This is a genomic window from Clostridium celatum DSM 1785 (assembly GCF_000320405.1).
In the GTDB taxonomy this organism is placed as follows: domain Bacteria; phylum Bacillota; class Clostridia; order Clostridiales; family Clostridiaceae; genus Clostridium; species Clostridium celatum.
Genome location: NZ_KB291662.1, coordinates 1 through 12,839 on the forward strand (window position 1 = coordinate 1; position 12,839 = coordinate 12,839).

The following is a 12,839-nucleotide window of genomic DNA, read 5'->3' on the forward strand; positions in this document are numbered from 1 at the left end:
GCTCCACCATTGAGCTATCGCGGAATATCATTGCATAATTAATTATAACAGTTTTTATGTAAAATGCAATACTTTTTTTATATATTTTTTATTTTTATTATTAATCAACTTAATAATTAAATTTTAAATTAAATCTAATTAGTATATATTTAGTTTACATATACAAAAAGCCACCTATTCAGGTGGCCTTTTAACTAGTTTATTGGTTTCATTGTTGGGAATAATATAACGTCTCTTATTGAAGCAGAGTCAGTTAAGAACATTATTAATCTATCTATTCCTATTCCAAGTCCACCTGTTGGTGGCATCCCTGTTTCTAATGCGCTCATGAATTCTTCATCTATCATGTAAGCTTCATCATCACCAAGTTCTCTTTCCTTTTCTTGTTGAGCAAATCTTTCTCTTTGAACTATTGGATCATTTAATTCAGAGTATGCATTACATAACTCTCTACCAAATACGAATCCCTCAAATCTTTCAGTGAACATTTCATTTCCTCTCTTCTTCTTAGTAAGAGGCGAAATTTCAACTGGATAATCTATAATAAATGTTGGTTGAATCATGTGTTCTTCACAGTATTCCTCATATAACATATTTAATACTTCACCTTTAGTTACAGTATTTAATGGTTTTGGGAATTCTAAGTGTTTTTCTTTAGCAATAGCCTGAGCTTCTTCATCTGTTTTGATTTCGTTGAAGTCTATTCCAGCATATTCTTTAACTGCATCAACCATAGTTATTCTTCTCCATGGTGGCATAAAGTCAATTTCAGTACCTTGGTAAGTAACCTTAGTAGTTCCATTAACCTTCTTACAAACTTCAGCAACCATATTTTCAGTTAATTCCATCATATCATTATAATCTGCAAATGCTTGATATAATTCAATCATAGTAAACTCTGGGTTATGTCTTACTGACATTCCCTCGTTTCTGAAAGTTCTTCCTAATTCATAAACTTTTTCAAATCCTGCAACAATACATCTCTTTAAGTATAACTCTGGAGCTATTCTTAAGAACATATCTAAATCTAATGTATTGTGGTGAGTTATAAATGGTCTAGCAGAAGCTCCTCCAGCAATAGTTGCAAGCATTGGAGTTTCAACTTCTAAAAATCCTCTGTTATCTAAGAATTCTCTTATTCCTTTTATAATTTGAGTTCTCTTCATAAAAGTAGTTTTAACTTCTGGGTTAGTTATTATATCTACTTCTCTTTGTCTATATCTTAAATCTGGATCTTTTAATCCATGCCACTTTTCTGGAAGTGGTTTTAAAGATTTACATATTAATTCTATAGTTTTAGCTTTAACTGAAATTTCTCCAGTTTTAGTTTTGAAAACTTCTCCAGTACATGCAACCCAATCACCTAAGTCATTAGTTTTATATTGCTTTAAAGCTTCTTCTCCAACTTCATCTATCTTTATGAATAATTGAATCTTTCCATCTCTATCATGTATATCTGAGAAAACAACTTTTCCTTGTCCTCTCTTAGACATAATTCTACCTGCAACAGTAACTTCTTTACCTTCTAAAGTATCAAAGTTATCTTTTACTTCTTGAGAACTATGTGTTCTATTAACTTTATATACATCAAATGGGTCTTTTCCTTCTTGTTGTAATTGAACTAGTTTCTCTCTTCTTAATCTTTCTTGCTCATTAAATTGTGACTCTAGTTCTTGAATATTCATTTCTTCCGTTGACATTCACTATACCTCCAATTAGTCTCTTCTTATTTCTAAGACTTCAAACTTACTTACTCCATTTGGAACTGCAACTTCAACTACATCTCCAACTTTTTTACCTAATAATGCACTACCTACTGGTGATTCATTTGATATTTTAAAATTCATTGGATCAGCTTCTGCTGAACCAACTATTGAATATTCAACTTCTTCATCAAAATCATAGTCCATAACCTTAACTATTGATCCAACTGAAACCTTATCTTTTGGAATTTCACTTTCATCAACTACAACAGCATTTTTAAGCATGTTTTCTAATTGAATTATTCTTCCTTCTGTAAAAGCTTGGTCGTTTTTAGCTTCATCATATTCAGAGTTTTCGCTTAAATCTCCGTATCCTAAAGCAACTTTTATTTTTTCAGTAATTTCTTTTCTCTTAACTGTTTTTAAATATTCTAACTCTTCTTCAAGTTTTTTAACACCTTCGTAAGTCATTATGAATTTTTTTGTTTGACTCATATCTTTCTCCCCTTCAAACTTAACTATATTCAATATCTTATTGAACATTTTAGTTTAATAATCTTAAAATCATTTTAAATATTATAAATCAGCCTATTTCATCTGTCAACAAAATAACTAACTATTTAATAATCATCTAATTTTCATTATATTATTCCTTTAATTAACTTTTTATTCCTATAAATTTAAAAATTAATTAATTCTTTTTTATACTTCTCTAACATACTAATAACTTCATTAGTAGTAGTAAGAGTATTCATTATATTTCTAACCTCACTACTTTGCGGTAGACCCTTAATATACCAGGATGCATGTTTTCTCATTTCTCTAACAGCTTTATATTCACCATCATATTTAACAGCTAACTCATAATGTCTTATACACATATTTATTTTTTCTTCAGCTGTAACTGGAATAACTTCCTCTCCTTTTAGGGTCTTCTCTATTTGATTAAATAACCAAGGATTTCCCATACTACCTCTTGCTATCATTATAGCATCACAGTTAGTTATTTCCTTCATTCTTAAAGCATCCTCTGGAGTAAATACATCTCCATTACCTATAACTGGAATATCAACAGACCTCTTTACCTTAGCTATTATATCCCAATCTGCCTTACCTTCATACATCTGTTTTTTAGTTCTTCCATGTATAGCTATTGCATCTGCTCCTGAATACTCCATCATCTTTGCAAATTCTACTGCATTAATATTATTTTCATCATATCCTTTTCTAAACTTAACAGTAACTGGTTTATTAGAAACCTTTTTAATAGAGCTAACTATTTCACCGGCAAGTTTGGGATTTAACATCAATGCTGATCCCTCACCATTTTTAGTTATCTTTGGTGCAGGACATCCCATATTTATATCTAATATACACACATCATCCATTGGATTAAAATGCTTTTCTACTACTTCAGCCATTATTTTGGGATCATTTCCAAAAATTTGAGCAGCTACTGGCTTTTCTTCTTCTGCTATTCTAAGAAGTGCTTGGGTGTTTTCACTTCCATAATATAATGCCTTTGCACTAACCATTTCAGTATAGACAAGTCCACATCCCATTTCCTTACATAATCCTCTAAAAGAAATATCTGTAACGCCTGCCATAGGTGCTAAGAAAACACTTTTTTCGAAATTAAGGTTTCCTATTTTCATAAATTTTACTCCTTATTCTTATCGTAAATTATTCTTAACCCCTCTAATGTTAAACTTGAATCTACTTTATCTATAACATCTGTAGATTTTGCTATAAGATTTGCTAATCCACCAGTTGCAATAACATAAGGCTTTTCAAATCCCATAGAAATCATTTCACTTTTTATTTTATTAACTATATACTCAACTTGCCCTATATATCCATAAAGAATCCCTGCTTGCATACTTGAAACCGTATTCTTACATATAATACTCTTTGGTAATTCTAATTCAACTCTTGGTAGCTTTGCAGCTCTTTCAAATAAAGCATCTGAAGAGATTCTTACTCCTGGGCATATACATCCTCCCAAGTAATTCCCATTTTCTGTAACAGCACAATAAGTAGTTGCTGTACCAAAATCTATTATTACTACATCTCTTCTATATATCTCATGAGCAGCAACTGCATTTACTATTCTATCTGCTCCAACTTCTTTTGGATTATCATATTTTATATTGATTCCTGTTTTTACCCCAGGTCCAACTATTATAGGATTTATATCAAAATTCTTTTTAACCATATTTTCTAAAGAATGCATTATATTTGGCACAACTGAAGATATTATTATACCTTCTACTTCTTTAGGATTTAAATCATTTTGATGGAATAATTGCATCATTTGAATTCCATATTCATCCGAAGTTTTTTTTGAATCTGTTGAAAGTCTCCATCCTGCTATATAGTTATTATCTTTATATACACCTATAACTATATTAGTATTCCCCACATCTACCAGTAGAATCATAAACGCACCACCTTAACATAATTAAAAGCAGCCCTAAAGCTGCCTTTATTTTAATATTGTACAGTAATTAAAACTAATACTTTAATTTTAACAATTACATATTATTTGTCAAGTGTTGTAAATTTTAAAACCTAAAATAATCCTACTATTTCTCCGTTCTCTAGAATATCCATTCTATTAGCTGCTGGAACTTTAGGTAAGCCTGGCATTGTCATAATATCACCAGTTAATACAACAATAAATCCTGCTCCATTTGAAACCCTTACTTCTTTAACAGTTATATCAAATCCTTCTGGTCTTCCTAGAAGTGATGGATTATCTGATAATGAATATTGTGTCTTTGCCATACAAATCGGTAATTTGTCTAAATTAAATTTTTCGATTTCTGCAATTTGCTTATTTGCTGCTGGTGTATATAAAACATTCTTAGCCCCATATATTTCCCTGGCAATAGTTAATACTTTATCCTTAATACTCTGCTTTTCATCATATAATACTTCAAAGTTTGACTCTTCATTTTCTAATACATCATTAACTATATTAGCTAATTCAAGTCCACCTTCTCCACCTTTTGCCCATACATCACTTAGTGCAACCTTCACCCCTAATTTTCCACAGAAATCTTTAATAAATTCTACTTCTTCCTCTGAATCTGTCAAGAATTTATTTATAGCAACAACTACTGGTACATTATACTTTTGCATATTTTCTATTTGCTTTTCTAAATTAACTATTCCTTTAGATAAAGCCTCAACATTAGGAGTATTTAACTCTTCCTTTTTAACTCCTCCATGATGCTTTAAAGCTCTCATTGTAGCAACAATTACTACACAATTTGGTTTCAAATCACCATATCTACATTTAATATCTAGAAACTTTTCTGCTCCAAGGTCTGCTCCAAATCCACCTTCTGTTACAACAACATCTCCAAGTTTTAATGCCATTTTAGTAGCTAAAATAGAGTTACATCCATGAGCTATGTTTGCAAAAGGTCCTCCATGAATTATAGCTGGAGTATTTTCTAGTGTTTGAACTAAGTTAGGCTTTACAGCATCTTTCATTAATAAAGCCATAGCACCTTGAACTTCTAATTGTTTTGCATAGACTGGATTTCCATCTAAATCATATGCAATTAAAATATTACCCATTCTTTCTTTTAAATCATTCAAATCAGTGGCTAAACAAAGAATAGCCATTATCTCAGAAGCAACAGTTATCATAAATCCATCTTCTCTTAAGAAACCATTTAATTTTCCACCCATTCCAACTACTACACTTCTTAACGCTCTATCATTCATATCCATAACTCTTTTAAATATAATTCTTCTTGAATCTATTTTTAAAGTGTTGCCTTGATGAATATGATTATCTATTGCTGCACATAATAAATTGTTAGCAGTAGTAATTGCATGCATATCACCTGTAAAATGAAGATTTATGTCTTCCATTGGCACAACTTGAGCATATCCACCACCTGCTGCTCCACCTTTTATTCCAAATACAGGTCCTAATGATGGTTCTCTTAATGCAATAACTGCTTTCTTCCCAGTTTTATTTAATGCTTGCCCAAGACCTACTGTAACTGTAGATTTCCCTTCACCTGCTGGTGTTGGATTTATCGCTGTTACTAAAACTAATTTCCCATCTTTTTTGTCTTTATTTTTATCTAAAACATCTAATGAAATTTTACATTTATATTTGCCATAAAGCTCTATATCATCTTCACCTAAATTTAATTGTTCTGCAATCTTTACTATAGGCTCCATTTTTGCCTCTTGAGCTATTTGAATATCACTCTTCATAATGACAACCTCCTTAATTCTAATTTAATAATATATCTAATTATATCACCAGAAATGTATTTTTTAAACATAAATCGAATATTTTTGATTTTTCAAATTTAAATATTCGTATATATTCATATTTTTATATCTATTATTTAATTTAAATTCGTTATTTGTAAAACTAAATTCACTGTTCATTTATATCGATAGTAATATATAAGTTTTTATAACTAGAAATATAAATAAAAAAGGTAGCCTTTTGGCTACCTCTTTATTTTAATTTGCATCAAAAATCATCTCGAATTCTTTTCCATCAATTTTTTCTTTATCTAATAATTCATTAGCAACAGCGTGAAGCTTATTAATATTTGTTTTTAGAAGGTCTTCAGCTCTATCATATGCAATTTCTATAAATGATTTAACTTCTTTATCAATTTTAGCTCCAATTTCTTCACTAAAGTTTCTACCTCTTCCAAGATCTCTTCCTAAGAATACCTCATTGCTATCAGTTCCATATGAGATAGTCCCTATTTCATCACTCATTCCGTATTCCATTACCATAGCTCTAGCTATAGCACTAGCTCTATCAATATCATTTTTAGCTCCTGTGCTTATGTCCCCTAAAATTAACTTTTCAGCAACTCTTCCACCAAGAAGACCTACCATTTCATCTTGTAATTTTTCCTTAGATGTATATGCTCTATCTTCCGTTGGTAAATGCATAGTATATCCACCAGCCATACCTCTTGGAATAATACTTATTTCATGGACTGGGTCTGAATGCTTTAAGCATTTCATAACAACTGCATGCCCTGCTTCATGATAAGCTGTAAGCTTTCTATCGTGTTCACTAATTGCTCTACTCTTTTTCTCAGGTCCAGCTATTACTCTAGTTATAGCTTCTTCAAATTCATCCATTCCAATATCTTTTTTATTCTTTCTAACAGCTAAAAGCGCTGCTTCGTTTGCTAGATTTTCTAAATCAGCTCCGCTAAATCCTGGAGTTCTCTTCGCTAAAATTTCTAAGCTAACATTTGGTGATAATGGTTTCTTCTTTGTATGAACCTCTAGCACAGCTTCTCTACCTTTTCTATCTGGTCTTTGCACTACAATTTGTCTATCAAATCTACCTGGTCTAAGTAATGCTGGATCTAATATATCTGGTCTATTTGTTGCTGCTATCATTATTATGCCTTCATTTGCACCAAATCCATCCATTTCAACAAGTAATTGATTAAGAGTTTGTTCTCTTTCATCGTGACCTCCGCCAAGACCTGCACCTCTTTGTCTACCAACTGCATCAATTTCATCTATAAATATTAACGCTGGTGAGTTTTTCTTTGCTTGCTCGAACAAATCTCTAACTCTTGATGCACCAACACCTACAAACATTTCAACAAAATCTGATCCCGAAATACTAAAGAAAGGTACTCCTGCTTCTCCAGCAATTGCTTTAGCAAGTAATGTCTTACCTGTTCCCGGAGGACCAACTAATAAAACACCTTTAGGTATTCTTGCACCCATTTCTGTGTATCTTGCTGGTGATTTTAAAAAGTCAACTATTTCTTCTAGTTCAGCTTTTTCTTCATCTGCTCCTGCAACATCATCAAAGGTAACTCTTTTAGCATCTGGCGACATCATTTTTGCTCTACTTTTTCCAAAATTCATAACACCTTTTCCACTGCTACCACCTTGTGATTGTTGAGTAAAGTAAAAAATAAATACTAAAAACATTATAACAATTAATATCGTTGGTATTATACTAAATAAAAAACTATTATTTGATGCTGGTATATATTCAATACTAACATCATCTTTTGTATACTCACTATTAAGCATTTCTAACATAGTGTCTGGTGCATATACAGTGAATTTTTTATCATCTCTTGTTTCACCAGTTATAAGCATCTTATCTGGTTGCACACTTATTTTCTCAATTTCATCATTTATCCATTTTTGTTGGAAATCGCTGAATACTATTCTATCTGAAGCTTTATTTCCATTTAAAAGAAATGAAGCTGATAAAAATAATAATACAAAAGCTATTATCCAAACTGTTGCACTTGAATATTTTTTCATTCAAGGCCCCCCTTTCCTCTAGTACTTATTTTATATCATTTTTTATTTTTCATATACTTCTCTTTTTAAGACCCCAACAAATGGTACATTTCTATATTTTTCTGCATAATCAAGTCCATATCCTACTAAAAACTCATCAGGCGATTCAAACCCTACATATTTAACATCAATATCAACTTTTCTTCTAGATGGCTTAGTTAAAAGAGAAACAATTTCTACAGAATTTGCTTTTCTTGCTCTTAAATAATTTAATAAATAATCTAATGTTACTCCACTATCTACAATATCTTCAACTATAAGTATATCTTTTCCACATGCCTCATGATCTAAATCCTTAAGTATTCTAACAACACCTGTTGTTTCTGAAGAATTTCCATAACTTGAAACAGCCATAAAATCAATTTCACATGGTATAGTTATATTTTTTATCAATTCAGCTGCAAATATTACAGAACCTTTAAGTACTCCAACCACTAAAAGTTCTTTACCTTCATAGTCATTGCTTATCCTTTTGGCTAATTCTGAAATTTTATCTTTTATCTGTTGTTCACTATACAATACTCTTTCAATATCTTGTAGCATTTTTCTATCCCCTTTTGTCAAACATAATTTTTAATATCTTTTTAGTACTATTAGTAACTTTATATTCTTGAGAGGTTTTAAGTCCTACTACCCAAGCAATTTTGTCATCAAAACATACTATTGGTATATTTCCTCTTTCCTCTCTAGGTATTTTCAAATCAATAAATATATCTTTTATTTTTTTACTTCCATTCATACCAAGTGGAATTATTTTGTCTCCATCTCTCCTATTTCTTATAATAATTTCCTTTTTTATCTTATCATAATCAAAAAATTTTATTAAGTCATCTTTAGAAAATTCTATTTTTTTTTGCGAATCAATAACATTAAATTTTACTATGTAATTTTCAAACTCAATATTATCTGATATTTTTTCCTTATTAATACTTATAAATTTATCTTTGCATGTTTTCTTATTATTATCTTTTAAACTTAAAAGTACATCCCCATAAATATTTTCACATACTATATTATTAGTTAGTGAAATTTGCTTACCAGTTTCTCCGTTAGATAATTCTATAATTTTGTATATATGCTTCATTTCAAAGTTCTGGTCAGATTTAGAAACTTTCTTGAATGCCATTTTAACAACTCTAGTATTAATAGCCTCAAGTTCATCTTTAAAAATTTCTTTTCTTATAATAATTGCATCATTTTTCTTACTACAATATATATCATAACATTTTTTGGAATATTCTTCTATAAATTCATTGTCTTTTTGTAATAATAAAACCATTCTATTTAAAGTTTCTATAATGTCTTTATTAAAATTCTCTTTCATATATGGTAATATATCTAATCTAACCTTATTTCTACTATAAACTCTTTCATAATTACTGGCATCAATTCTTGGTTTGAGTTCATTATCTTCACAATATTTTTCAATTTCATACCTATTTAAACATAATATAGGTCGTATAATTCCATCTTTTCTTTTTGCCTTTATTCCTGTTAATCCTTCAAGTCCTGTTCCTCTCATCATTCTCATAAGTACAGTTTCTGCTTGATCATTGGCATTATGAGCTACTGCTACTTTATTGTAATTATACTCATTTCTTATTTCTTCAAAAGCTTTATATCTCTCATTTCTACCTGCAACCTCTAAAGATACTCCTGTGCTATTAGCAATATATTCTATATCTATTCTTTTTACATAATATTTTATTCCTAATTTATCGCATAAATCTTTTATGTACCTTTCATCCCCCTCAGATTCTTCACCTCTTAAAAGATGATTTATATGGATAGCACCAATTTCAATATCCAATACTTCTTTTAATTTATATAAAATATGTAATAAACATACTGAATCTGGTCCACCTGATAGTGCAACCAAAATCTTATCTTTTGCTTTTATTAATTTATTTTCTATAACGTATTCTTCTACTTTTTTTAACACCTTTTATATTCTCCTATAAATCGTTTCTTATATCTTTTATAATACATTTACATTTTTTCAATGTAAATATTATAACTCACTACTTTCTATATTTTGCATAATAAATACAATTATTATTAATAAAAGTGCTCTATTGAGCACTTTTATTAATATGAAGAATATAATTTAGATACTACAATAGTCATGTCATCTAATACTCTTCCACCACTTATTTTTTTAGCTTTATCTATTATTTCTCGTGATAATGCTTCTGGATTGTTAGGTCCATCCTTTAAATATTCTACTATCCAATTATAATCTCCCAAATTATCTCTATCTACATCAACAATTCCATCACTTACTGTAATTATTATATCACCTTGTTTAACCTTCTTTTTTATAGGCGTTACATTTATTGTATCTACTATTCCAAAAGGTAATGTAGAATTACTTATTACTTCAACTTCATTTCCATGTTTTATAAAGCTCATGGATCCACCAACCTTAATAAATTTAGCATCTCCAGTATATAAATCAATAATATTCATATCTAAAGTTGTAAATTTTTCATCTTCGCTAAACTTCATTCCCATAACTGCATTTACGGTATTTAACATTGTAGTTTCACTAAATCCACCATCTATAAATCTTTCAATTAAATCTATTGCAGCCCCGCTTTCTAATCCTGCTTCTGGTCCTGATCCCATACCATCACTTATTATAGTTACATATTGCCCTGACTTATTATCTCCAAAACTATAACTATCTCCTGAATACTTTTCCCCATCTTTAATTTCAAATGCAACATATGAAGAAATATGATATTTAGGTGTTTCTTCTATAATTACAGAACACTCATTTGTACTTGGATCAATTACACATCCCTTTTCTCCTATATATAATGGCGTTTTAATCAAATTACTAATTACAGGTAAAATTTGCTTCCTACAATAATTTTCACCATCATAACTATCAACCTTAACTTTTATTTTAAGTCTTCCATTTGTATCAACAAATGAATATATATTAATATATCTAATCTTATTTTTTGCTAAAGTCTTTCTTAAAAGTTTATCTACTTCTAAACAACTATCAACATTTTGATTAAAGTCTTTTAATATATTTGTAACAGCAAAAGACATATTAGACATTTGGCTTGCTAAAATACTTCTAGCTTCCATCAATCTTGATTTTAAAGCTTCATTAACAGTATAAGTTGAATATAACTCCTCAGCATTTTTCAATAAAGTATTTCTCTTTACACATTTTTTATCAAGTGTTTTTGGTAAATATGCATTTTTATTTTCACATGATTGCATAAGCTCTCCAAACTGACTAAATGTAGTATGCAATTCTCTTCCCCAACACTTACTATTCATTTCACACTCTTGACAAACTCTATCAGCTAAATTTTCAACTAATGCCGTTCCTTTATTTTTTAATAATAACTTTTCATTTCCTGATAAATTTTCTACCGAACTAGAAATAGCTACTAATGAACCTCTTAACACTTCTAGCCTATCTACAAATTCAGATTTAATTCCCTCTATTTGAGCATCACTAATTACTTTACTTTTTTCATCATTATTAAGTTCTGATAACAATTTTTTTATTACATTTTTAGGTATTAACGCCATTATCAATGCTGATGCTGCTATTTGAATAATCATAGTTGAATTAAGATTATTAGAATATGTCATTACAATAAAACTTACAACAAAATATGCCAGTATAGAAAATATCTTACCTGTTTCAGTAAAGAGCCCAACAACCAATCCACAAATTCCATATAAAGTAGTTGATATCATTATATCATTATTTCCTACTCCTATTATTAATCCCATAGTAACCCCAAGAACAGCTCCAGCATTACTTCCTGCAGCATAAGCAACTGTTATTATAACTGCTAATGCCAATACATCTCTTATAGCAATACCTGCTATATTAAATTCCCCTACTCCAGTTATAATTAAACATACTAATATTGCTAAACTTATTAATTCCTCAGTAGAATAAAAATAATTACTATTAATTTCTTTCATACAATTAACACCGTAATTAATCATAAAGAATACCGGTATTACAATTAAAGATTTTACTAATGAAAAAAATATATTTATACTAATATCTTGATTACCTAATAGGCATTGTAAACCTACAAACATTGCAATTACAATTGCAAAACAATTTTTAATCTGTACCTCTTTTTTGGTTAAGCTACTTATATATTTTATACCTAAAATAGCAGCTGCAATTGATATATATATTATTATGTCTCTATTTATTAAGTATTGACTTAAATATCCTAAAGCTACAGATAAAAAAGCTATTGTAGATTCTTTTATATTACTTTTCTTAATTACACTTATTAAATATCCTAATCCAAATGGAGCTAAATATAGTCCATCTATGAATCCAAATCCAACTCTACTAAGCATAAAACCTAGAATAATAATTGCACCTATCTTTACTGAGATATTTTTAACATTAGTTTTCTTTTTACTTTTTTTATTTTCTTTTCTTTTATATGTAGGTATATCAACTCCATATTGCATAAGTCCACCCGCCCTTCTCTTTTCTTATTAAATAATACCATTTTATGTAAAATTATTTTGTCACTTACTGTCCTTATATTATTTTTTCGTAAGACACCAATCCTTCTTTTATGATTAAATTATCTTTATTTTTCATCTACAATTCATTATTTACTATTATTTCCATTTTTGTGTTTAATAAAAAAAGCGATAGAAAATATTTTTTTGTCGTAAAAATTCATTTTCTATCGCTATTTTTAATTAAAACTATGTAATATATAGTTAATTTACTTCATATAATATTTATTTAAATCGAGTAGGAGGAAAATAATTATTTTA

At 29.2% G+C, this 12,839-nt stretch carries 9 protein-coding genes; all 9 read right to left on the reverse strand.

Features of this window, described 5'->3' with window-relative positions; genetic code table 11:
• Window positions 1-194 precede the first annotated feature (194 nt).
• Window positions 195-1,700 (reverse strand): lysine--tRNA ligase, encoded by a 1,506-nt coding sequence (lysS, locus tag HMPREF0216_RS11670; RefSeq protein WP_005214495.1) that lies wholly within the window; start codon window positions 1,698-1,700, stop codon window positions 195-197.
• A 15-nt stretch (window positions 1,701-1,715) separates the two neighbouring features.
• Window positions 1,716-2,198, reverse strand: a complete 483-nt coding sequence (gene greA, locus HMPREF0216_RS11675; RefSeq protein ID WP_040419806.1) for a transcription elongation factor GreA — start codon at window positions 2,196-2,198, stop codon at window positions 1,716-1,718.
• 185 nt (window positions 2,199-2,383) lie between these two features.
• Entirely contained in the window at window positions 2,384-3,358 is a 975-nt protein-coding gene (gene dusB, locus HMPREF0216_RS11680) for a tRNA dihydrouridine synthase DusB (RefSeq protein WP_005214498.1), read from the reverse strand.
• 5 nt (window positions 3,359-3,363) lie between these two features.
• Window positions 3,364-4,143, reverse strand: a complete 780-nt coding sequence (locus HMPREF0216_RS11685) for a type III pantothenate kinase (RefSeq protein WP_005214499.1) — start codon at window positions 4,141-4,143, stop codon at window positions 3,364-3,366.
• Window positions 4,144-4,274: 131 nt separating this feature from the next.
• Window positions 4,275-5,945, reverse strand: coding sequence for a formate--tetrahydrofolate ligase (locus HMPREF0216_RS11690; protein WP_005214501.1), 1,671 nt, complete (start codon window positions 5,943-5,945; stop codon window positions 4,275-4,277).
• Window positions 5,946-6,203: 258 nt separating this feature from the next.
• Window positions 6,204-8,006: an ATP-dependent zinc metalloprotease FtsH gene (ftsH, locus tag HMPREF0216_RS11695; RefSeq protein WP_005214503.1), complete on the reverse strand. Its 1,803-nt coding sequence runs from the start codon at window positions 8,004-8,006 to the stop codon at window positions 6,204-6,206.
• A gap of 42 nt (window positions 8,007-8,048) precedes the next feature.
• The gene (gene hpt / locus HMPREF0216_RS11700; protein WP_005214505.1) at window positions 8,049-8,588 is read right to left on the reverse strand and encodes a hypoxanthine phosphoribosyltransferase; all 540 of its coding nucleotides are present in this window, start codon (window positions 8,586-8,588) and stop codon (window positions 8,049-8,051) included.
• A 4-nt stretch (window positions 8,589-8,592) separates the two neighbouring features.
• Window positions 8,593-9,987 (reverse strand): tRNA lysidine(34) synthetase TilS, encoded by a 1,395-nt coding sequence (gene tilS / locus HMPREF0216_RS11705; RefSeq protein ID WP_005214507.1) that lies wholly within the window; start codon window positions 9,985-9,987, stop codon window positions 8,593-8,595.
• 146 nt (window positions 9,988-10,133) lie between these two features.
• Complete coding sequence (gene spoIIE, locus HMPREF0216_RS11710) at window positions 10,134-12,521, reverse strand: stage II sporulation protein E (protein WP_005214508.1); 2,388 nt, start codon at window positions 12,519-12,521, stop codon at window positions 10,134-10,136.
• Window positions 12,522-12,839: the final 318 nt, after the last annotated feature.